The sequence below is a fragment of the Mesorhizobium sp. L48C026A00 genome, assembly GCF_000502375.1.
Lineage (GTDB): Bacteria > Pseudomonadota > Alphaproteobacteria > Rhizobiales > Rhizobiaceae > Mesorhizobium > Mesorhizobium muleiense.
Window position 1 is genome coordinate 195,471 of sequence record NZ_AYWU01000013.1, and the last position, 22,041, is coordinate 217,511.

Here is a 22,041-nt window from a genome sequence, read left to right on the forward strand (position 1 = left end):
GATCATGGCAAGCGGCAGCGGAAAAGAACTCCTCCGATGGAACTATCCAGAGTGGACACGGAGAAAACCAATGATGAACCGGACAATATCGCGCCGTGCGCTGATGCAATGGGCGCTCGGCGGTGCCGCCGTCTTGCAAGGCATTAGCTGGACGGGGCTGGCCCAGGCAGCGGCAACCGGCCAATTGCGGATCGGCATGGCTGCTCCGCCGACGACGCTAGACCCGCATCTGAAGAGCAATGCGCCGAACAACGCGCTTGCCACCCATATCTACGACACGCTTGTCACCAACGACGAAAAGTCGATCTCCAGACCGGGGCTGGCGACGGCCTGGCGCGCGGTCGACGACACCCATTGGGAGTTCGACCTGCGCCCAGACGTGCGCTTCAGCGACGGTGAGCCGCTCACCGTAGACGACATCGTCGTTTCATTCGACCGGGCCAACACCATCGACAGCACGGCGTCGTTCCGGACCTACACGCGCAACATCAAGTCGATCACCTCGCCCCAAACCGGCAAGCTTCTCATCGAAACCAAGCAGCCGGAGCCGCTTCTGCCCAATTCGCTCAGTCGCATTCGCATCATCCGCGCCAAGTTCAAGGATACCCCGAGCGATCAGTTCAACAACGGCACCGCGGCGATCGGAACTGGCCCCTATGTGCTGAAGGAATATGTTTCCGGCAACGGTGTCGCGCTTTCCGCCAATCCCAACTACTGGGGACCGAGGCCTGCTTTGCCGGACGTCGAGCTCCGCATCGTCACCGATGCCGGCGCGCGACTTGCCAACCTGCTCGCCGGCGATCTCGATCTCGTCGAACAGGTGCCCTACGAGGGTGTTGCCCGCGTCGAACAAGACGAGCGCTTTCACATCATCCGCGGCGTATCGAGCCGGGTGGTCTTCTTCTCGCTGGACACGTTCAGGGACGTGACGCCCTTCATCAGCGGCAAGGATGGCAAGCCGCTCGACCGCAACCCGCTGAAGGATCTGCGTGTGCGGCAGGCGCTGTCCATGGCGATCGACCGCAGCGCCATTGTCGAGCGCTTGATGCAGGGCAATGCCATTGTCGCTTCACAGTTTCTGCCCGCCGGCGCCCCGGGCACCTCGGCTGCTATCAAACCCGTTCCATTCGACGCTGCAAAAGCCACGGCCCTGCTTGCCGAGGCCGGCTACCCCGATGGCTTCCGCCTGACGATCCACGGGCCCAATGATCGTATCGTCAACGATTCGAAGATCGTGCAGGCCGTGGCCCAGATGTTCTCTCGCATCGGCCTGGAAGTCAGCGTCGAGGTCATGCCCTGGTCGGTTTATGCCGACAAGGCGGATGCCCATGAGTTCAGCGTCAATCTGGACTCCTGGGGCGTCAACACAGGCGAAACCTCGAACCCAATGACAGCTCTGGTCGCGACGCAGAATCCGGACGCCGGTATGGGCATCGCCAATTCGGGCCGCTACTCCAATCCCGATCTCGATGCCAAACTGGCTGTGGCGAAGCGGACGCTGGACGACACCAAACGCGAAATGATGCTCTCGGAGCTCAGCGACATCGTCTTCAACGACGTCGCCCTGATTCCGCTGCACCATGAGGTTCTCGTCGTGGCTGCCCGAAAGGACCTTCAGTTCACGACGCGGGCCGACCAGTATACGCTGGCCATGAACGCCAAGATTGTCTGAGGAGGTGTAGACTTGACGAGCATCGCCACGGGATCTGTTGCGGATCGCGGTCGCGCTACATACGATCTTGGCGCGACCGCCATCTTTGCTTCCAAATCGGACCCACGTTTCCACTATTGCCTGTATGTACCGCCCGCGGTTGGGGAAGGCACCCAAGTCGACCTGCTGGTGGCCGTCCATGGTACCGGCCGCACCTCGTTCCTGGGTTTCCGTGATGCGTTCGCCGAGTTCGGACGCTGGAACGACTGCGCCATTTTGTGCCCGGTGTTTCCAATGGGCGTTCTCGGCGACGATGCCCGCAGCGGATACAAATACATGATCGAGGGCGACATCCGCTACGATCAGGTGCTGCTCGCGATAGTCGAAGAAGTCGTCGCGAAATACCGTCAGGACTGGACCCGCTTCGCTATGTTCGGATTTTCCGGCGGCGGGCATTTCACCCATCGCTTCGCCATCCTTCATCCCGACAGGCTATGGGCGGCGTCGATCGGCGCACCGGGATCGGTGACCCTGCTCGATCGCACGCGGGACTGGTGGGTGGGCATTCGCGACCTGCCGGAGAAGTTCGGCATCACCTTCGACGCCGCCGCGCTGGCAAAAGTGCCTGTCCAGATGATCGTCGGCGATGCCGACCTGGAGACCTGGGAAATCACGCACGCCCAGGGCAGCACCCATTGGATGCCAGGCGCCAACGATGCAGGACAAACGAGGCCGGAGCGCCTCAGGACGTTGTGTCGATCGTTCGAGGAAGCGGGTGTGCGCGTACGCTTTGATTTGCTGCCCGGGGTAGCCCACGAACGCGACGCGGTTCTCGATCCGGTCAAGGATTTCCTGGCCCAGGCGCTCAAGGAACGACGGAACGCATCAAGATGAATGCAATGATCGTTGCGCCGCAGCCGGAGGCGGTCGAGGCGGGCGCTCTGGTGCTCAAACGCGGCGGCAACGCCGTCGATGCGGCGATCGCCTGCGCTTTCATGCAAGGCGTCGTCGACCCTCAAATGGCCGGCATCGGGGGCTTTGGCTCGATGCAGGTCTATATGCCGCGACGCGGCGTGCACGAGGTGCTAGAATTCTACGCCAGGGCGCCGCTCAAAGCGTCGCCTGAAATGTGGAGCGACCTTCTGGTCGGCCAGTCGCGCGACGGCTTCGCCTTTCTGCTGGAAGGCGGCATCAGCGAGATCGGCTATCTCGCCGTCTGCACGCCGGGCAGTGTCAAGGGCTATGCCGAGGCGCTGGCGAGATACGGCACTTTTGAATGGGCCGACGTCGTCGCACCCGCCGCCAAGCAGGCGAGGCGCGGCTTTATGGTCCGCCCGCATGTCCATTGGTACTGGGCCCAGGACGGCGTAGATACCGGCGAAGTGCGGACCCTTGACAAGCTGCGCTTCAGCAACACGGGGCGCGCCATCTATTTTCGCCCGGACGGCGCGGTCAAGCTGCCAGGCGACGTCGTCGTCAACACCGACCTCGCCCAAACGCTCGAGCGCATCGCGGCCGCCGGTCCGGACATTTTCTACAAGGGCGAGATCGCCGAAGAAATCGCCGCCGACATGGCCGCCAACGGCGGCCTTATCGGGAAGGATGATCTGGCGCGCTATGAGCTATCCACCGCGCAACCGCTCTGGGGCGAGTATCGTGGCTACGATATCGCGACCAGCCCGCCGCCCGCCAGCGGCATATCCATGCTGCAATTGCTCCACATCCTCGAGCATTTTGATGTCGGAGCCATGGAGCATGACGGTGCCGAGCACATCGTCCTGCTGGCGGAGGCGATGAAGCGCATGACCATCGACAAGGACCGCCATCTCGGCGATCCTGCCTATGTCGACGTGCCGGTCGCGCGGCTGCTGTCCCGCGACTATTGCAGCGGGCTCGCCGCCGAGATCAAGGCCGGGCTGCGCGCCAGGATCGAGCGCGTCGATGACCGGTCGCCGCGCGACACGACCCATATTTCGGTGGTCGACCGTGAGGGCAATGCCGTCGCCTTGACCCACACGCTGGGCAGTCCCTCGGGGGCGATCACCGATGGCCTGGGATTCATGTACAACGGAACGATGAGCCGCTTCGACCCAAGGCCGGGCCGGGCCGGATCGCTGGCTCCCGGCAAGCGGCGGGCCAGCTCTGCGGCTCCCACAATCGTATTCAAGGACGACCGGCCGGTGATCGTCATGGGAGCGCCCGGCGGCAGCTATATCGCGCCGTCCATGGCGCAGGGGCTGATGAATCTCATTGATTTCGATATGAGCATGTCGGAAGCGGTGGCCGCCCCGAGGATCGTGGCGGTGTCGAACACAATCGACGTCTCCAATCGCATTCCGCGCTATGTCACTGAAGAAATCGAGGGCCGGGGCTACGAGGTGAAGCGCTCCTGGCAAAGTTACGCTTTTGCCGCCCTCCACGGCATCCAGATCGAAGACGGAATTTGCCGCGGCGGCGCCGATCCGCAGCGCGACGGCATGGCGATGGCGGTGCCGGCGTGATGTGCCGCGCACAGACGACCGGCGACCCTTTCCGGCAATCAGGCTGCGGAGCGATGCCATGACCGCAGCCGTCGCGCGCCGGCTGCTCCAGGCTGTGATGGTCATGTTCGCCATGATGGTTATCGTCTTCATCGCGATCAACGTCATCGGCGACCCCGTCGACATTTTGATCTCGCCCGACGCCGATCAGATCGAGCGCGCGCGCGTCGTCCAGGCACTCGGGCTCGACCTGCCGCTTTGGCAGCAGTACCTCCGCTTCCTCTGGGCAGCGCTGCATGGCGACCTTGGCGAGAGCTACGTCTACAACGAGCCGGCGATCAGGGTGATCCTGCAGCGACTGCCGGCAACACTCGAACTGGCCGTCTCTGCCATCCTCATTGCCATCGTCGTCGGCGTGCCGCTCGGGCTTTATGCCGGACTGCGGCCGGATGGCATCTTGAGCCGCGTCATCATGACCGTCAGCATCCTCGGCTTCTCGTTGCCGACCTTCTGGGTCGGGCTAGTGCTGATCATGTTTTTCGGCGTGCAGCTCGGCTGGTTGCCGAGCGGCGGGCGCGGCCAGACCGCCGAACTGTTCGGCGTCCAATGGGCGTTCCTGACCAAAGACGGCCTTGCCCACCTGATCCTGCCGGCGGTGAACCTCGCCTTGTTTGACGCCTGCCTCATTCTGCGCCTGACGCGCGCCGGCGTCGCCGAAGTCCTGCCGCTCGATTTCGTCAAGTTCGCGCGGGCCAAGGGCCTCAGGGAAACGCGCGTGATCGGCGTCCACGTCTCGAAGAACATCATGATCCCGGTGGTGACCATCATCGGCCTGGAATTCGGCTCTATCGTCGCCTTCTCGGTCGTCACCGAAAGCGTGTTCAGCTGGCCTGGCATGGGCAAGTTGATCATCGACAGCATCAACGTGCTCGACCGTCCGATCATCACCGCATACCTGATGGCGATCGTCGCCTTCTTCGTCATCATCAATCTCGTCGTCGACCTGACCTATACGGCACTCGACCCGCGGGTGCGGCTCCAGGGCGAGGGACCGTGACATGAGCGTCGACACCTTGCCGCCACCGATGCCTACCGAGGCCGAGAAGGGTGAAGAGGCGCCGTTTCGAGTGCTCGTGCGGGCATTCTTCCGCTCGCCTGCCGTCATTGCCGGTTTCGTGCTGCTGACCGCGATCATCGGGCTGGCGCTGCTCGCGCCGCTTATAGCGCCGCAAAATCCCTACGACCTCAACCAGCTCGACATCATGGACAGCCGCCTGCCGCCCGGCTCGCAATCGATGACGGGCATGATTTTCTGGCTCGGCACCGACGACCAGGGTCGTGACATGCTTTCCGGCATCATCTACGGCCTGCGCATATCGCTCGGCGTCGGCGCCAGCTCGGCGCTTTTCGCCGCGCTGTTCGGCGCCTCTTTAGGCCTGCTCGCCGCCTATGTCGGCGGTCGGACCGAGACGGCGATCATGCGCATCGTCGATCTGCAACTCTCCTTCCCCTCCATTCTCGTTGCACTGATGATCCTCGCCTTTCTCGGCAAGGGAATCCTCAACGTCGTACTCGCTCTGGTGATCGTCGAATGGGCGACTTATGCACGTGCCGCGCGCGGCACGGCGCTGGTGGAGCGGCGCAAGGAATACATGGAGGCGGCAGAGTCGCTCGCCATTCCGCGATGGCGCATCCTGTTCGTCCATCTTCTGCCCAACTGCCTGCCGCCGCTGATCGTGATCGCGACGGTGCAGGTGGCGCGCGCCATCTCGCTGGAGGCGACCTTGTCCTTCCTTGGCCTCGGTGTGCCGATCACCGAGCCCAGTCTCGGCCTGCTGGTCGCCAACGGCTATCAGTACATGCTCTCCGGCATGACGTGGATCAGTTTCTATCCCGGCGTGGCGCTGCTGATTACCGTGGTTGCGATCAACCTCGTAGGTGATCGGCTCCGCGACGTGCTCAACCCGCGGGGGCGCGAATGAATGCGACCGTGCTCGAAGTCCGCGATCTCAGGACCCATTTCGGACAAGCAAAAGCCGTCGACGGCGTCTCGTTCAGCGTCGCGCGCGGCGAGGTTCTGGGTCTCGTCGGTGAAAGCGGGTCCGGCAAATCGGTCACCGGCTTTTCCATCATCGGCCTTGTCGATCCGCCAGGCACGATCGTCGGCGGCCAGATCGTCTTCGACGGCCGCGACATCACCCGCTCCAGCCGCGAGGAGATGCGAGCGCTGCGCGGGCGCCGCATGGCGATGATCTTCCAGGATCCGATGATGACGCTGAACCCGGTCCTGCGCATCGACACGCAGATGATCGAGGCGGTGCAGGCGCATGAAAACGTCTCGCGCATGGACGCCAGGGCGCGGGCGCGCGACGCGCTCGGCATGGTCGGGATCCCGAGTCCGGATGAGCGGCTGCAGGCCTATCCGCATCAGTTTTCCGGCGGCATGCGCCAGCGCGTCGTTATCGCTATTGCGCTGCTGCACCGGCCGGACTTCATCATCGCCGACGAGCCGACCACCGCGCTCGATGTGACGATCCAGGCACAGATTCTCGCCGAGATGCAAAAGCTCGTGGCGCAGAACAACACGTCGCTGATCTGGATCACGCATGATCTCGCCGTCGTCTCGCGGCTCGCCGACCGGATCGCCGTGATGTATGCGGGCCGCATCATCGAATCCGGCCCGGTGTCGGACGTTCTCGCCCGTCCGTTGCACCCTTATACCGCCGGTCTGATCGACTCCGTTCCCAGCCGCAACCGGCGTGGCGAGCGGCTTCGGCAGATCCCGGGAATGGCGCCCAGTGTTGCGCGGCTGCCGGCCGGATGCGCTTTCGCCCCGCGCTGCGCGCGCGCCGACGCGGCGTGTGCCCAGGCGGTGCCTCTGCTCACTGCTGGCCCGCGCGAGCACCGCTGCGTTCATCCCTTGCCGGAGTTCCGCGTATGATCCCCTCCACTCCGGTTGCGGCAGACATTCAAAGCTCCTCAGCCGGTTCTAGCAGGATGGCGCCGCTGATCGAGCTGAACGAGACTTCTCACAGCTTCGGCACGCGGCCGGATCTCGCGGCCCGTTTGGCGATCTCGTTCAAACTCGCCAAACCGACGGCAAGCGTGCAGGCGATCGACGGTGTCAGCCTCGCCGTTCGCAGGGGCGAGGTTCTGGGCCTCGTTGGCGAGTCGGGATGCGGCAAGTCCACACTGGGCCGGATCGTCGCCGGCATCGTGGCGCCCAGCAAGGGATCGGTATCATGGCGCGGCAAGGACTTGAAGGCGCTTCCGGCGCTCGAACGGCGTGAGGCCAAGCTGCGCGTGCAGATGATATTCCAGAATCCCTACGCCTCGCTCAATCCGCGCCGCAAAGCGGCCGATATCGTCAGCGAGGCGCCGCGCGTACACGGGCTGGTTGAGGGCGATCTCGGTACCTTTGTCGATCAACAGTTCCGGCGTGCCGGTCTCGATCCGGCGCTAAAACACCGCTTTCCGCATCAGTTCAGCGGCGGCCAGCGCCAGCGGATCGGCATTGCGCGCGCGCTCGCCGTGCAGCCGGAATTTCTCGTCTGCGATGAGGCCGTTGCCGCTTTGGACGTCTCGATCCAGGCGCAAATCCTCAATCTCTTCATGGACCTGCGCGAGAGGCTGAACCTCACTTACTTGTTCATCAGCCACGATCTCGGAGTGGTCGAGCACATCTCCGATCGGGTGGCGATCATGTATCTCGGCCGCATTGTCGAAGAGGCTCCGGCCGAGGAGATCTTTGCACGGGCCAACCATCCCTACACGCAGGCGCTTCTCGCCGAGGTGCCGCGGATCGAAACCACCAAACGCGGCTTTGCCGCGATCAAGGGTGAATTGCCGAGCCCGCTCTCGCCGCCGAGCGGATGTCATTTCCACCCGCGCTGCCCGCACGCGATGCCTCGTTGCCGCACCGAAGCGCCCCGACTGAAGGTGGTTGCTGCCGGACACAAGAGCGCATGCCACCTCAATGACGCCGCCGCCTGAACGCCTTGGAATTTTTTGAGATGACCGACCTCCAGGCGTTCCAGTCCGTGACCGATGACATGGTCCTCTGCCGCGATATTATGGTGACGATGCGCGATGGGGTAAGACTGGCGACCGACGTCTACCGACCGGCAAGGGGAGGCCGCGCGCTGGACCGGCCAGCTCCCGTCATCGTTGAGCGGACGCCTTATGGCAAGGCGATGGCATCGCGCGCCGAACTCGAGGTCAGCATGACCGAACCGATGGATCGCGCGACGGTCGCCGAGCATTTCGTGCGCCATGGCTACATCGTCGTCTACCAGGATTGCCGCGGCCGCTACGGCTCGGAAGGCGAGTTCGTCAAATATCGCTCCGAAGGTCCGGACGGCTACGACACGCTTGCATGGATCGCAGCCCAGCCCTGGTGCAGTGGCCGGATCGGCACCATGGGCCTTTCCTATGCTGCGCATACCCAAATGGCGGCGGCGTGCCTTGCGCCGCCGGCTCTTGCAACCATGATCCTCGATTCCGGCGGATTCTCTAACGCCTTCACCTGCGGCATCCGCCAAGGCGGCGCGTTCGAGCTGAAACAGGCGACCTGGGCCTACCGGGAAGCCCGCGAGAGCGCCGTCGCCGCCGGCGACGAGTTGGCCCGAAAGGCGCTCGAAGCGGAAAACCTGCATCGCTGGTTCGGCAAAATGCCCTGGTCTGAGGGCCGTTCCCCGCTCCGCTGGGCTCCGGACTACGAGGCTTACCTGCTGGAGCAGTGGCGGCACGAGACTTTCGACGGCTTCTGGAAGCAGGTCGGCATTCATGCAGCGGGCTTCTACGACGCCATTCCCCACATTCCGATCGCCCTGATCTCGAGCTGGTTCGACGTCTATGTCCCGACGACGTTCGAGAATTTCGCCGGCCTTGCACGCAATGGCAAACGGCCGCTCGCCTTGATCATGGGTCCGGGTCTGCACGGCGATCGCAATCTGACCTTTGCCGGCGACGTCGATTTCGGACCGAACGCTCCGCTCGGCGGCAATGTGGCGGCGAGCTGGCTGGAGTTTCGTCGCCGCTGGTTCGATCGCTGGCTGAGGAGCGGGCCGGAGGACAATCTCGACGAGGAGCCGATCCGCCTTTTTGTCATGGGCGGGGGAAAGGGCACGAAAACTGAAACGGGCCGTCTCGATCACGGCGGGCGCTGGATCAAAGCCAAGCGGTGGCCGCTGCCGGACATGACCGAGCAAACCTACTACCTGCACCCCAACGGCAGGCTTTCGGAGGCCTTTCCCGCGCCCGACGCCGCCGCGCTAAGCTATGATTTCGATCCCGCCGACCCGGTCCCGACCATTGGCGGGGCGCTGACCAGCGGTCAGCCGATCTTCACAGGGGGCGGCTTCGACCAGAGAGAGGACGAGAGGTTCTTCGGCTGCCGCAATTTCGGACTGCCGATTTCCGCCCGTCTCGATGTCCTCTCCTTCGAGACCGAGCCGCTTGCCGACGATTTGACCGTGCTCGGAAGGGTGGCGGTGGATCTCTGGGCGACGACCGATGCGCCAGACACCGACTTCACAGCGAAACTGATCGACGTCCATCCACCGAGCGCCGACTATCCGACGGGCTTTGCCTTGAACCTGTCAGACGGGATTTTCCGCTGTCGTTTCCGGCATTCATTCGAAAGAGCCGAGCTCGTGAAACCTGGCGAGATCATGCGGCTTCACATCGAGCTGTTTGCGACCGCCAATCTGTTCCGTGCCGGCCATCGGCTGCGGCTGGACATCTCTTCGAGCAATTTTCCGAAGTTCGACGTCAATCCGAACACCGGTGCGCCGGCGGGGCTCGGCCGTAGCCGGCAAGTGGCGCGCAACACGGTTTTTCTCGATAGAGCGCGGCCATCGAGGCTAATCGCGGAGAGATTGGGGGCACAATCGGGCGGCTCCTTTTCGGCAGAGCTCGCTTGAGCGGACATCCTCTCTTTGATATTGCGGCTCCCTCACGGTCCCCTCCGTTCGTCCAGATCACGGTGAACGTGCCTTGAAATTATTTTTCGCCCGGTGGCTGCGAGTCTGCGCGCTACGGGAATTGCCAACTTGCTGAATATTCTGGCAGGAAAGAGTAGGGAATCTGCGCTTTTGCATATGTTTTGGGAGAACGGCGCTTGCCGGTGCGCATATCGGCGGCAGATTTGCCCTGCTTATAATTGGAATTTTCACTTCTAATTTGGCGGGCTGCGCAAAAAATATATCCTACCCTCCAGCATAAAGCCGGACATCGAAGAATGTGGATTGCCGACAACAGGCTCGGCATGCAGGGGAAGGGTTTGACCATGAAACAGGTGAAAGAGCCGACGAATACACTGACAAGAAGAAAGTTTCTCAAAGGCAGCGCGGCTGCTGCCGGGGCCGCCGTAGGGTCCGGAGCGATCGGCGGTTTTCCGACGATCTGGGCCCAGGAGATCAAGGACATCGAACTGCGCCACGTCGGCGTTTCGTACTCGGTCGTCAAGGCGATCGGCGACCAGGCGGCCAAGGATCTCGGCTTGAAAGTGACGATGCAGAATCTCGACACCTCCGCTGCCATCAACCGCTTCATCACCCAGCCGAATTCGGTCGATATCGCCGACCTCGAAGGCTGGCAGGCCAAGCTCGCCGCCAAACGCGGCGTGATCCAAGGCATCGAAATCAACAAGATCAAGGAGTTCGATAATATCCTGCCGATCTTCACCAAGGGTGAGATCGACGGCGCAGTGGTGTCGCGCCAGGGCATTTCGCCGTACGAAGCGATGTATATCGAGACGCCCGACGCGACCGATCTCCACGACGGCGTCACCGAATGGGCGACATTCCTGCCGCAAGTCTACAATGCGGATTCGATCGGCTACCGTCCTGATCTGATCGGCCATCCGGTTACCGAGTGGAAGGAACTGATCGACCCGAAGTTCAAGGGCAAGGCGGCGATCCTCGACGTGCCGGCGATCGGGATCATGGACGCCGCCCTGTGTTTCGAGAGTGCCGACCTGATCAAGTACGGCAACAAGGGAAACATGACCAAGGAAGAGATCGACTTCACTATCGACAAGCTGATCGAGCTGAAGAAGTCGGGGCATTTCCGCGCCACCTGGACCACATTCGACCAATCCGTGCAGCTCATGGCGGCCGGCGAGGTGATCATCCAGTCGATGTGGTCGCCAGCGGTTGCCGCGGTTCGCGTCAAGGAGATCCCTTGCGTCTACGCGCCGGTCAACAAAAAGGGCGACAAGGAAGGCTATCGCGGCTGGTGCAACGGGATGGGCTTGATGAAGCACCTCACCGGCAAGAAGCTTGAAGCGGCCTACGAGTATATGAATTGGTACTACACCGGCTGGCAGGGCGCTTTCGTCGCCCGCTACGGCTACTACAGCCCGGTGCCGTCCACCGCCAAGCCGTTCCTCACCGCCGCCGAATGGGACTACTGGTACGACGGCAAGCCGGCGCCGGATGAAGTCAAGGACCCCTACGGCACTCCGATGGAGAAGACGGGTACGGTGCGCGATGGCGGCTCCTTCCTCGAGCGGGTCAAGAACATCTCGTGCTGGAACACGCTGATGGACGAGGCGGCCTACATGAACAAGCGCTGGAACGACTTCAAGGTTGCGTGACCGGCGTCGCCGCAACCGGATCGGGCGCCTTGCCCGATCACACCTTCATCCGAAAATCCTCGGAGTCCGGCGATGACACAAAGCGTTGCGTTCAAGCGAAATCTGGCCGGGTGGGCCTATGTTGCCCCGCTGGTCGTCGTGCTGATCCCGTTCTTCGTGCTACCGCTGGTTGCAGTGGTGGCAGCGAGCTTCTTCGAAACCGATGGCTTCGGCGGATTGTTCCCGGCGTTCAATCTCGAAAACTACACGCAGATACTGACCTCGGAACTGACGTTCAATCTCTATTACGAGACCATCAAGTTCACCGTGCTGACGTGGTTTTTCAGCCTGGTGATCGGCTTCCTCGTCGCTTATTTCCTTGTCTTCCATGTCAGGAACCCGCTGCTTGCGCTCGGGCTGTTCCTGCTCTGCACAGTGCCGTTCTGGACCTCCAACATTATCCGGATGATTTCCTGGATCCCCTTGCTGGGCAAGGAGGGGCTGGTCAATGAGGCCTTGCTCAAGATCGGTCTGATAGACCAACCGCTCGAATTCCTGCTGTTTTCCAGCTTCGCGGTGGTCGTCGCCTATGTCCACCAACTCACCATCTTCATGATCGTGCCGATTTTCAACGCCATGGGCCGGATCGACAAGCGCGTCGTCGAGGCGGCGCTCGACGCTGGCGCCAGCCGCTTTGATATCATGCGGCTGATCATCGTGCCGCTGTCCAAGAACGGTATCGCGCTCGGTTCGATCTTCGTGATTTCGATCGTCATGGGCGACTTCTTCGTGGTCAAGGTAATGTCGGGCGGCGGCTCTGCCTCTGTCGCCGGCGCCTTTTATGAGGACATCTCGGTGCTGCAATATCCGACCGCCGCGGCCAGTGCAGTGCTGCTCACCGTCGTTCTCGTGCTGACTGTCGGCTTGATCCTGCGCTTCGTCGACATCCGCAAGGAGATCACGCGATGAGCATGGCCCCGACCATCGCCGCAAGCGTGCCGGCGCACAGGAGCCGGGCGATTGCCCCGGCCAGTGGACGCCGGCCGTGGACCTTCTATGTGCTTGCCACCCTGTTCACGCTCTACCTGGTGGCGCTCTACGGTCCGATGGCCTGCATCTATATTCTTTCCTTCCAGGATCTGCGCGGCGGGCTGGTCTTCCCGATCAAGGGTCTCTCGCTGCACTGGTTCGTCGACCTGTTCACGCAGGTCCGCACCGGCGACGTCAAGGGCTCCTTCGAGCGCTCGTTCGAGCTTGCGATCGTGGTCACGGTGCTGACCGTGGTCGTATCCTTCCTGGCCGGACTTGGCTTTCGCAAACGCTTCGCCGGTGACACGACCGTCTTCTATTTGATGATCGGCAGCCTGGTCGCTCCCGGCCTGGTGCTCGGCATCGGCGTCGGACTCATCTTCAACGCGGTCGGTATCGAGGCAAGCCTGTTCACCTCGGCGCTTGGTGCGCAGCTTTCATGGACGTTGCCTTTTGGCGTGCTCGTCATGTTCGCCGTCATGTCGCGCTTCGACCATGCCTGGGAAGAAGCGGCGCGCGACCTTGGCGCCTCGCCCTGGCAGGCGATCCGGCTCGTCGTGATCCCGGTGCTGGCGCCCGGCCTTGTCGCCGTCGCGCTGTTCGGCTTCACGCTCTCCTATGACGAATTTGCCCGGACGCTGCAGACCGCCGGCTCGCTCAATACACTGCCCCTGGAGATCTGGAGCATGACGCTGAACATCACTTCGCCGGCACTCTATGCGCTTGGCACCGTCACCACGATCGTCTCTTTTCTCGTCATCGGGGCAAGTCTGGGCACGATCGCCTTCATCCAGAAGCGGCGCAGGAGCCGCCCGCCCGTTCTCGTGGGAGCCGGCGCATGACGGTCGGCATGGGTCATATTGAGATCGCCGGCGTCGCCAAGAGCTATGACGGCTTCAGCTATGCGGTCGACGGCGTCAATCTGAAAATTCCGGACGGCGCCTATTGCTGCATTCTCGGCCCTTCGGGCTGCGGCAAGACCACGATCCTGCGTATGATCGCCGGCCACGAGGATCCGACCGTTGGCGAGATCCTGATTGGCGGCGAAAGTGTCGTCGGCCTGCCACCGGTCGAGCGCCGTACGGCGATGATGTTCCAGTCCTACGCGCTGTTTCCGCATCTGACGGTTCGCGACAACATAGCCTTCGCGCCCAGGGTCCGTGGGCTCTCGAAGACCGAGCGCTACGCCAGGACTGACGCCATGATCGAGAAGGTACGGCTGGCCGAGTTTGCCAACCGTCTCCCGGCGCAGCTTTCCGGCGGTCAGCAGCAGCGCGTGGCGCTCGCCCGCGCTGCCATTACCGAACCACGGGTGTTGCTGCTCGATGAGCCGCTTTCGGCGCTCGACGAGCATCTCCGCATCAGGATGCGCGCCGAGCTGAGACGCATGCAGCGCGAACTCGGCATCACCTTCGTCCATGTCACGCATACGCAGCTCGAGGCCATCGCGCTCGCCGACATGGTCGTCGTCATGGAAAACGGCAAGATCAAGCAGTCTGGTCCGGCGCGTGAAATCTATGCTGCGCCGAAGGATCGCTACGTCGCGGAATTCCTTGGTGGGCAGAATGTGCTCAGTGGCAAGGTCGGCAGGATTAATGGCACGCGCGCTATGATCGCGAGCCCTGAAGAAATCAACGGCATTACGATTCCGATGCGCGCCGGCGTCCGGCTGGAGGCCGGCCAGGCGATCGACATCGCGGTGCGGCGCGACGACGTCGAACTGTTCCGCACGGGCACAACGCTCTCCGAGCAGGACATGGCTTCGGTGCCGGCGACGATCCTCGGCATCGAATACCAGGGCAATTTCGTCAAGGTGATGCTGGACGCTGCGGGCGAGGAGGAATTCGTCGCCTATGTGCCGGAACGCCGCTTTTTCGAGAATCCATTCGACGTCGGCGATAGCGTCCTTGCCGCATGGCTGATCGACCGCGCGCATTTGCTTGCCTAGCCCGGAGCACACCATGGAAATCAATCTCACGCTCAATGCACGCCCGGTCAGCGTATCGATCGATCCGGCGATGCTGCTGGTCGATCTCCTGCGCGAGCAGCTCTCGCTCACCGGAACTCACATTGGCTGCGACACCAGCCAATGCGGTGCCTGCGTGGTGCATCTCAACGGCGAGTCGGTGAAAAGCTGTACCATGCTGGCAGTCTCGGCAGATGGCGGTTCAGTAGCGACGGTTGAAGGCCTGGCGGGCGCCGGACAGGCGAAGCTGCATCCGATGCAGCAGGCCTTCCATGAAAACCACGGGCTGCAATGCGGCTTCTGCACGCCGGGGATGTTGATGAGCGCGGTTGACCTTGTCGGACGCAATCCCGACCCAACCGAAACGGAGGTGCGCGATTGGCTGGAGGGCAATCTCTGCCGCTGCACGGGCTACCACAACATCGTCAAATCGGTGATCGCCGGCGCCGCCGCCATGCGCGCGGGCAAAGTGAGGGGCTCATGAACATGTCAAAAGTGGTTGGCATCGGCGCGGCGCCGAAGCGCAAGGAGGATCTGCGCTTCGTCACCGGGCGCGGAAACTATGTCGCCGATATCAAGCGGCCGGGCATGCTTTTTGGCGCGTTCCTGCGCTCGCCGCATGCGCACGCCCGGCTTGGAGAGATCGATGCAACTGCCGCCCGCGCCATGCCGGGCGTGGCGGCGATCTATACCGGCGAAGACCTGAAAGCCGACAATGTCGGCGGGCTGCCGGTCGGCTGGGGCATCCACGGCAAGGACGGCATGCCGATGAAGGAGCCGCCGCACCCGCCGATCGCTCATGGCAAGGTGCGGCACGTCGGCGATGCCGTCGCCTTCGTCGTGGCGCAATCACTGGAGCAGGCGCGCGCCGCGGTCGAGGCGATCGAGGTCGAGTACGAGATCCTGCCTGCCGTGGTCGGCGTGGTCGACGCGTTGCAGCCGGGTGCGCCCGCCGTCTACGACGAGATTCCCGACAATCTGTGCTGCGACTGGGAGCTGGGCGATGCCGCTGCCGTGGAGGTCGCGTTCGCCGACGCGGCACATGTCGCCAGCATCGAACTCGTCAACAACCGCCTAATCGGCAATCCGATGGAGCCGCGTGCGGCGATCGGGGAATATGATTTCGCGACCGGCCAGCACACGCTGTGGACGACGAGCCAATTTCCGCACGTGGTCCGCTTCCTGATGGGTGAATTGGTGCTCCACATTCCTCAGCACAAATTGCGTGTCGTGGCGCCCGATGTCGGCGGCGGCTTCGGTGTCAAGCAGTTCCACTATGCCGAGGAAGCCGTCGTCACCTGGGCCGCCGCAAAGCTCGGGCAACCCGTCAAGTGGGTTTGCGAGAGATCGGAAGGCTTCGTCTCAGACGCCCAAGGCCGCGATCATTTCACCGAGGCCGAGCTGGCACTCGACGAGAGTGGCAAGTTTCTCGGACTCAGGGTGCGCACACTCGCCAACATGGGTGGCTATCTCTCGACCTTCGGACCAAACATCCCGACCAACCTTTACGCACCGCTGCTATCGGGCGTCTATCGTATGCCGGCTATACATTGCTCGGTGAAGGTGGTCTTCACCAACACCGTTCCTGTGGATGCCTATCGCGGCGCCGGACGGCCAGAGGCGACCTTCGTGCTGGAACGACTGGTCGACGTCGCGGCGATCGAGATGGGCATCGACAAGCGCGCGATCCGCCGCCGCAACATGATCCCGACCGAGGCCTATCCCTACCAGACGCCGGTCATCGTCGAATATGACAGCGGCGATCCGCTGGGCTGCCTCGACAGGGCCGAGAAGCTCGCCGATGCGGATGGCTTCGAGCAGAGGCGGCTGGAATCGGCGGGCCGCGGCAAATATCGCGGCCTCGGCCTGTCCACCTATGTCGAGGCTTGCGGATTGGCGCCATCGCGATTGGCCGGTAGCCTCGGCGCACGTGGCGGGCTTTACGAAAGCGCGACGGTGCGCGTGCACCCGACCGGCGCGGTCACTGTGCTGATCGGCACCCACAATCATGGCCAGGGCCACGAAACGACGTTCGCGCAGATCGTCTCGGATCGTCTCGGCGTGCCGTTCGAAGACATCGACATCGTCTGCGGCGACACCGCCAAGGTGCAGTTCGGGATGGGCACCTACGGCTCGCGCTCGCTTGTGGTCGGCGGAGCGGCGCTCTCGAAAGCCGCCGACAAGGTGGTCCTGAAGGGGCGCAAGATCGCCGCGCACCAACTCGAGGCCGATCTTGAGGATATCATGTTCGACGCGGGAGAGTTTTCGGTCGCCGGAACCGATCGCAAGAAAACGTTCACGGAGATCGCCGGCGCGGCCTATGTGCCCTTCGACTATCCGCTGGAAACCCTTGAGCCCGGCCTCGAGGAGCAGTCCTACTACGACCCGGTCAACTTCACCTATCCTGGTGGCGCGCATTTCGCCGAGGTCGAAATCGATCCCGATACCGGCATGGTGACGCTGGAGCGCTACACCGCCGTCGATGATGTCGGCACGATCATCAATCCGATGATCGTCGAGGGCCAGTTGCAGGGCGGTATCGTACAGGGTGTCGGCCAGGCGCTGTTCGAGCACGGTGTCTACGATGAAAGCTCCGGACAACTGCTCTCCGGGTCCTTCATGGACTACTGTATGCCGCGTGCCGACAATTTTCCGGCGATAGTCGTTGCCCCGCATTCAACGACATGCACCCACACGCCGATGGGCGTGAAGGGATGTGGCGAATGCGGCACTATCGGTTCGCCGGCTGCCGTTATCAACGCCGTGGTCGACGCCCTGCAGCCCCTGGGCGTCACCCATGTCGACATGCTTGCGACGCCAAACAAGATTTGGAACATCATCCGCAATTCGCGCGCCGCGCTCGCAGCCGAATAAGGGGGCTTCGATGAAATCCTTCGACTATCTGAAGCCTGCAACGACCGTGGCAGCGGCTGCCCTGCTTGCCGAGCATGACGACGCCAAGATCCTAGCTGGCGGCATGACCTTGCTGCCCACCATGAAGCAAAGCCTAGCCGCGCCCGTCGCGATCATCGATCTTTCGGCGGTCGCAGCACTTCGCGAGATAGCGTTCGATGAAGGCGTTCTGGTCATCGGCGCGATGGCTCGCCATTGCGACGTCGCCTCCTCAGCGCTGGTGCGGACACATATACCTGGACTGGCTTCGCTCGCCGCGCACATCGGCGATCCGCAAGTCCGCCATCGTGGCACGATCGGCGGCTCGGCCGCCAACAACGATCCAGCCGCCGACTATCCTGCGGCGATCCTCGCTCTTGATGCAACTGTGATCACGATCGAACGGACGATCCCCGCCGACGCGTTCTTCGTCGATATGTTCGAGACTGCGCTCGAAGCTGGCGAAATCGTCACCGGTTTCCGCGTCCCGGTTCCCGACATGGCGGCGTATGCGAAATTCCGCAGTCCTGCATCGCGCTATGCGATTGTCGGCGTGTTCGTCGCACGAACGGCCGGAAAGGTGCGCGTCGCGGTCACCGGTGCAGCCTCGTCGGTGTTCAGGGCAACCGACATCGAAACGGCGCTGCAGGAGCGGTTCGATCCGGATGCGCTGAGCCGCGTGTCATTGGATCCGTCGGGATTGAATTCGGACATCCATGCGGATCGGGAATATCGCGCCAATCTCATAATGGTCATGGCGCGACGCGCGGTCGCCGCAGCGCTCCGGAATGCCGACGAAAGTGCAACAAAATAGCGGTCGGCCGGCGTGGTTCGGCCGCGCGAGTCCGGCCCGGGAGGGCTCATGACCATGATTCCAGTCAATGTCGGCGTAGCCAGTGCGCCGGGCGATCTTGCGCGTCTCTCTGCCGTCGACATGGTCGCCGGCTACAGGGCGGGCCGTTTCGACCCCGTTGATGTGATCGAAGACACGGTGTGTGCGCTCCGCCGCACGGATGCGGTCTGCAATATCGTTGTGACTGATCTCTACGAAGAGGCTGTTTCCGCAGCCAAGGTGATCGCGCAGCGTTACCGAAAAAGCGCCGAAACCCGCCCGCTGGCAGGGGTTCCCGTCACCGTCAAGGATCTCATCTTCGTCGCCGGCAAGCCGGCGAAGGCGGGCGCGCCCTCATTTGCCGGCTTCGTGCCGCCAGTCGATGCCCATGTCGTGCGCCGTCTACGCGACGCCGGCGCCATCGTAACCTGCAAAACGACCACCTGCGAATCCGGTTACAAGCTCACTGCCGACAGTCCCGTCAGCGGCATAACCCGCAATCCCTGGTCGCTGGAGCGAACCAGCGGCGGCTCCAGCGGAGGTGCTGCTGCGGGCGTCGCCGCCGGCTGCGGTCCGCTGGCAATTGGAACCGATGGCGTCGGCTCGATCCGCGTACCTGCTTCCTTCTGCGGGGTCTTCGGCCTTAAACCGACTTACGGCCTCGTTTCGCGCGCGCCCGGCTTCTTTCCGCCATCATGGGGATCGCTCGCGCACACCGGTCCAATAGCGCGCACGGTTGCGGACGCTGCTCTGCTGCTCGAGACAATAGCGGGCTATGATGTGCGCGACGCCGCCTCGCTCGCCCTGAAGCCGCAGGAGTACTCCAGGATTCCGCCATCGGTCATGGGTCTGCGCGTCGCTTTTTCGGTCGATTTCGGGTATGCGCCGGTCGATCCGCAAGTGCGTGCGGCGTTCGCCACCGCACTCGACATTCTGGCCTCCGCCGGCGCCAACCTCGTCGAGGTTCCCTTCGCCCTCGACCCGGATATTCTCGACAGGGTGCTCAATCCGATCGCCTTCACTGAACAAGCGGCATCGGTTGGTGATCGCGGCGCGGAAGCATTTCTCGACTCGGACGAGGAGTTCCGCGCCGTTCTTGACAAAGGCCTCACCTACAGCGGCGCTGATTACATGGAGGCGACGCATCTGCGCTCCCGGCTCCGGAACCAATTCGTCGAACTGTTCCGCACCGTCGACGTGATGCTTACGCCGACAGTTGCGGTTACCGCCTTCGCGGCCGGCACGCTCGGCACGTCCTGCATCGACGGGCATCCGGTCGACGCGCATCTGGGCTGGTCGCCTTTCACGTGGCCGGTCAATCTGTGCGGCCTGCCGGCCGCGACGGTCCCGTGCGGACGTGATTCTTCGGGCCTGCCGATCGGCGTTCAGATGATCGCACCATGGATGCGCGAGACTTCCATCATCGCTCTCGCGGGAGCCTTTGAGGAAGTGCGACCTTGGACGGAGGAATGGCCGCCGCTCAACCTTCGTTGAGCGGCCTTTCGGATTCGGGTTCGCGCATGTCCGGCATCACCACAGCGCCGATCTCCCGGTTAATATCGAGGTAGTGCGACAGGTAGTCATAGAGGGCCTTGGCCGCCGGCTTGGTCGTGCCCTGCGCCTTGTAAAGCAGCAGGTCAACTTTGGGCAGCGTGGGAAAGTCGCCGCTAGCCACGATCTCGCGCATGCCCGAAACGAGTGCGCTGCGGCCGAGCACGGTTACGGCCATGCCTGAAAACACCGCCGCCTGGAGCCCGCTGACACTCTCGCTCACGCAGGCGATCCGCCATGAGCGGCCCGCCACTTCGAGGTGCTCTATCGCATGATCGCGATAGATGTTGCCCGGCGGAAGCAGCGCCAGAGGCAGAGGTGTCTCGGTATGCGCCGTCGAGTGTTCTCCGGTGATCCAGACGAGCTGTTCCTGACGCACCACTCGCCCGCCGATGAAGTCGTTCATCCGCGTGACCAGCGCGATGTCGATTTCGCCGCGATGGACCTGTCCGACCAGCGGCGTCGACAGCGAGCAGTGAAGCTGGACCTGGACGCGCGGGAAGGCACGCTGGAATACCGCAAGGATCGACGGCAACAAATAGGCCGCGTAGAGGTCGGGGGTGCCGAGGATCACCTGACCTTCGATATCGGGCGATGAGAGGCGCGAGAGCAGTTCGTCGTGCAGACGCAGGATCGAATTTGCATAAGAAAGCACCAGTCTGCCATCGGAAGTGAGCACCATTTTGCGCCCATCGTGACGGAACAGATTGCAGCCGCAGATCACGTCGAGCCGCTGTAGCTGCAGGGTAATGGCGGGCTGCGAGCGGCTGAGGCGCCGCGCCGTCTCAGTAATGCTGCCGGTTTCCGCGACGCACTGCAGCGATCGGAGCATTCTTATGTCGACGCTGATGAGGTTCATATGTTCGAGCCAGATCCGATGCGGCCGGTCTAACTACGCAAGATTCATTCCAGCCGACCTTCGGCGCAGTTTTGTGCTCCGTCGCGCAACTCGATTGGCTAAGCCCGGCACGATAAGCTTGTGCAAAGACAGGCTGCTGTGGGGCAGGCCTCAATCGTATTTGGCCACAAAGCGTCCAACGGCGGCGAGGCAATCGTCCTTCTCCTCGACATGCGGCATGTGGCTGGAATTTGGGAAGACCATGCCTTCGACGTCGGGAATATGATCGAGAAAGGGCTGGACGCAGGCTTCGGTCGCTTCGTCGTAAAATCCGCGGAACGCCAGCGTCGGCGCCTCGATCAGATGCAGGCGCTCGACGATGGTCCAGTTCCGCATCGTGCCGATGACGTGGAATTCATTGGGTCCGTTCATGGTGTGATAAACCGTCGGATCCGCGTCGATTGCCGCGAATGTCCGGGCGACCTCCCGCGGCGTTGGAAGGACACGGCAGACGTGGCGGTCATAGAAGGCTTTGGTTGCCGCAACATAATCCGGGTGATCGGTGGTCCCGGCTGCCTCGTGCCGGTCAAGCGCGAGTTGCACATCGGCCGGCAGCCCGGCCCGCAATTGCAGCGCGCCTTCCATCCATAGCGCCATTGAGGCCAGCGAATTGGCCAGGATCAACGCCTTGAGCCCGGCAGGGCGTCGCACGGCATGTTCGGCCGAAAGTATGCCGCCCCAGGACTGGCCGAGCAGGGCGTAACGCTCGGCAATGCCAATGTGAGCGAGCAGCGCATCGAGTTCGCCCAAAAAGAAATCGACGGTCCAGAAGTCGCCGCCCTTGTCGGGCAGATGGGTCGACTTGCCGTTGCCGATCTGATCGTAGTGGATGACGGCCCGCCCGGTATCGGCAAGCTCCCTGAATGAATCGACGTAGTCGTGGGTGCAGCCCGGCCCGCCGTGAGCGACGACCAATGGCAGCTTGCCCGAGTTAAGATCTCCGATCACGCGATACCAGGTGCGGTAGCCCCTGTAGTCGCTGAATCCTTCGGTGGTCGCATGTGCCGTCACAGTTCCAAGCTCCGGGTCCTGGCTGGCAGGAACCAAAGTGACGGACCCTCCCAAGCCTTGTTTGCGGCCGACGGTACTAAGCGGCCCGGCGCATTTACAGCTAGCACTATTTATAGGTTTGCCCTGGCGGGAGGAGCCCTCAGGCGGAGAGC

General features: G+C 62.8%; 18 protein-coding genes. 16 read left to right on the top strand and 2 right to left on the bottom strand.

Annotation, left to right across the window (positions count from 1 at the left end; all coding sequences use genetic code 11):
- The first annotated feature begins 70 nt into the window (after window positions 1-70).
- From X738_RS63380 to X738_RS63455, 16 genes are all read left to right on the top strand, one after another.
- Window positions 71-1,672: an ABC transporter substrate-binding protein gene (locus tag X738_RS63380; protein WP_023800415.1), complete on the top strand. Its 1,602-nt coding sequence runs from the start codon at window positions 71-73 to the stop codon at window positions 1,670-1,672.
- Window positions 1,673-1,684: 12 nt separating this feature from the next.
- On the top strand, window positions 1,685-2,545 hold the full coding sequence (locus X738_RS63385) for a hydrolase (protein WP_023800416.1): 861 nt from the start codon (window positions 1,685-1,687) through the stop codon (window positions 2,543-2,545).
- On the top strand, window positions 2,542-4,152 hold the full coding sequence (gene ggt / locus X738_RS63390) for a gamma-glutamyltransferase (protein WP_023800417.1): 1,611 nt from the start codon (window positions 2,542-2,544) through the stop codon (window positions 4,150-4,152). Before X738_RS63385 ends, ggt begins: the two co-directional genes overlap by 4 nt.
- Window positions 4,153-4,210: 58 nt before the next feature.
- Entirely contained in the window at window positions 4,211-5,188 is a 978-nt protein-coding gene (locus tag X738_RS63395) for an ABC transporter permease (protein WP_023800418.1), read from the top strand.
- Window position 5,189: 1 nt separating this feature from the next.
- Window positions 5,190-6,113, top strand: a complete 924-nt coding sequence (locus X738_RS63400) for an ABC transporter permease (RefSeq protein WP_023800419.1) — start codon at window positions 5,190-5,192, stop codon at window positions 6,111-6,113.
- Window positions 6,110-7,072, top strand: coding sequence for an ABC transporter ATP-binding protein (locus tag X738_RS63405; protein WP_023800420.1), 963 nt, complete (start codon window positions 6,110-6,112; stop codon window positions 7,070-7,072). Before X738_RS63400 ends, X738_RS63405 begins: the two co-directional genes overlap by 4 nt.
- Window positions 7,073-7,128: 56 nt before the next feature.
- On the top strand, window positions 7,129-8,124 hold the full coding sequence (locus X738_RS63410; RefSeq protein WP_023800421.1) for an ABC transporter ATP-binding protein: 996 nt from the start codon (window positions 7,129-7,131) through the stop codon (window positions 8,122-8,124).
- A 20-nt stretch (window positions 8,125-8,144) separates the two neighbouring features.
- On the top strand, window positions 8,145-10,055 hold the full coding sequence (locus X738_RS63415) for a CocE/NonD family hydrolase (RefSeq protein ID WP_063830551.1): 1,911 nt from the start codon (window positions 8,145-8,147) through the stop codon (window positions 10,053-10,055).
- Window positions 10,056-10,420: 365 nt separating this feature from the next.
- Window positions 10,421-11,731 carry an ABC transporter substrate-binding protein gene (locus X738_RS63420; protein WP_023800423.1) on the top strand — a complete coding sequence of 437 codons (1,311 nt, stop codon included), beginning with the start codon at window positions 10,421-10,423 and terminating at the stop codon, window positions 11,729-11,731.
- 72 nt (window positions 11,732-11,803) lie between these two features.
- Entirely contained in the window at window positions 11,804-12,679 is an 876-nt protein-coding gene (locus X738_RS63425) for an ABC transporter permease (RefSeq protein WP_023800424.1), read from the top strand.
- Window positions 12,680-12,681: 2 nt separating this feature from the next.
- Window positions 12,682-13,581 carry an ABC transporter permease gene (locus X738_RS63430; RefSeq protein WP_023800425.1) on the top strand — a complete coding sequence of 300 codons (900 nt, stop codon included), beginning with the start codon at window positions 12,682-12,684 and terminating at the stop codon, window positions 13,579-13,581.
- A complete protein-coding gene (locus X738_RS63435; RefSeq protein ID WP_023800426.1) occupies window positions 13,578-14,687 on the top strand; it encodes an ABC transporter ATP-binding protein in 1,110 nt (369 codons plus the stop codon). Before X738_RS63430 ends, X738_RS63435 begins: the two co-directional genes overlap by 4 nt.
- Window positions 14,688-14,700: 13 nt before the next feature.
- On the top strand, window positions 14,701-15,189 hold the full coding sequence (locus X738_RS63440; protein WP_023800427.1) for a (2Fe-2S)-binding protein: 489 nt from the start codon (window positions 14,701-14,703) through the stop codon (window positions 15,187-15,189).
- A 2-nt stretch (window positions 15,190-15,191) separates the two neighbouring features.
- Window positions 15,192-17,579, top strand: a complete 2,388-nt coding sequence (locus X738_RS63445) for a xanthine dehydrogenase family protein molybdopterin-binding subunit (RefSeq protein ID WP_023800428.1) — start codon at window positions 15,192-15,194, stop codon at window positions 17,577-17,579.
- A 10-nt stretch (window positions 17,580-17,589) separates the two neighbouring features.
- Entirely contained in the window at window positions 17,590-18,411 is an 822-nt protein-coding gene (locus tag X738_RS63450; RefSeq protein ID WP_023800429.1) for an FAD binding domain-containing protein, read from the top strand.
- Between the two features lie 48 nt (window positions 18,412-18,459).
- Window positions 18,460-19,923 carry an amidase gene (locus X738_RS63455; protein WP_023800430.1) on the top strand — a complete coding sequence of 488 codons (1,464 nt, stop codon included), beginning with the start codon at window positions 18,460-18,462 and terminating at the stop codon, window positions 19,921-19,923.
- Here X738_RS63455 and X738_RS63460 read toward each other — a convergent pair.
- Both X738_RS63460 and X738_RS63465 read right to left on the bottom strand, forming a co-directional pair.
- Window positions 19,910-20,839, bottom strand: a complete 930-nt coding sequence (locus X738_RS63460) for a LysR substrate-binding domain-containing protein (protein ID WP_023800431.1) — start codon at window positions 20,837-20,839, stop codon at window positions 19,910-19,912. The two genes, X738_RS63455 and X738_RS63460, sit on opposite strands and share 14 nt — an antisense overlap.
- 150 nt (window positions 20,840-20,989) lie before the next feature.
- Complete coding sequence (locus tag X738_RS63465; RefSeq protein ID WP_023800432.1) at window positions 20,990-21,889, bottom strand: proline iminopeptidase-family hydrolase; 900 nt, start codon at window positions 21,887-21,889, stop codon at window positions 20,990-20,992.
- Window positions 21,890-22,041: the final 152 nt, after the last annotated feature.

What these genes read in the sequence shown, in the direction of transcription:
- X738_RS63405 (WP_023800420.1), top strand. Translation starts at nt 6,110, where the DNA reads ATGAATGCGACCGTGCTCGAAGTCCGCGATCTCAGGACCCATTTCGGA.
- X738_RS63395 (WP_023800418.1), top strand. Translation starts at nt 4,211, where the DNA reads ATGACCGCAGCCGTCGCGCGCCGGCTGCTCCAGGCTGTGATGGTCATG.
- ggt (WP_023800417.1), top strand. Translation starts at nt 2,542, where the DNA reads ATGAATGCAATGATCGTTGCGCCGCAGCCGGAGGCGGTCGAGGCGGGC.
- X738_RS63460 (WP_023800431.1), bottom strand. Translation starts at nt 20,839, where the DNA reads ATGAACCTCATCAGCGTCGACATAAGAATGCTCCGATCGCTGCAGTGC.
- X738_RS63440 (WP_023800427.1), top strand. Translation starts at nt 14,701, where the DNA reads ATGGAAATCAATCTCACGCTCAATGCACGCCCGGTCAGCGTATCGATC.
- X738_RS63450 (WP_023800429.1), top strand. Translation starts at nt 17,590, where the DNA reads ATGAAATCCTTCGACTATCTGAAGCCTGCAACGACCGTGGCAGCGGCT.
- X738_RS63430 (WP_023800425.1), top strand. Translation starts at nt 12,682, where the DNA reads ATGGCCCCGACCATCGCCGCAAGCGTGCCGGCGCACAGGAGCCGGGCG.
- X738_RS63400 (WP_023800419.1), top strand. Translation starts at nt 5,190, where the DNA reads ATGAGCGTCGACACCTTGCCGCCACCGATGCCTACCGAGGCCGAGAAG.
- X738_RS63420 (WP_023800423.1), top strand. Translation starts at nt 10,421, where the DNA reads ATGAAACAGGTGAAAGAGCCGACGAATACACTGACAAGAAGAAAGTTT.
- X738_RS63455 (WP_023800430.1), top strand. Translation starts at nt 18,460, where the DNA reads ATGACCATGATTCCAGTCAATGTCGGCGTAGCCAGTGCGCCGGGCGAT.
- X738_RS63445 (WP_023800428.1), top strand. Translation starts at nt 15,192, where the DNA reads ATGTCAAAAGTGGTTGGCATCGGCGCGGCGCCGAAGCGCAAGGAGGAT.
- X738_RS63415 (WP_063830551.1), top strand. Translation starts at nt 8,145, where the DNA reads ATGACCGACCTCCAGGCGTTCCAGTCCGTGACCGATGACATGGTCCTC.
- X738_RS63435 (WP_023800426.1), top strand. Translation starts at nt 13,578, where the DNA reads ATGACGGTCGGCATGGGTCATATTGAGATCGCCGGCGTCGCCAAGAGC.
- X738_RS63410 (WP_023800421.1), top strand. Translation starts at nt 7,129, where the DNA reads ATGGCGCCGCTGATCGAGCTGAACGAGACTTCTCACAGCTTCGGCACG.
- X738_RS63425 (WP_023800424.1), top strand. Translation starts at nt 11,804, where the DNA reads ATGACACAAAGCGTTGCGTTCAAGCGAAATCTGGCCGGGTGGGCCTAT.
- X738_RS63380 (WP_023800415.1), top strand. Translation starts at nt 71, where the DNA reads ATGATGAACCGGACAATATCGCGCCGTGCGCTGATGCAATGGGCGCTC.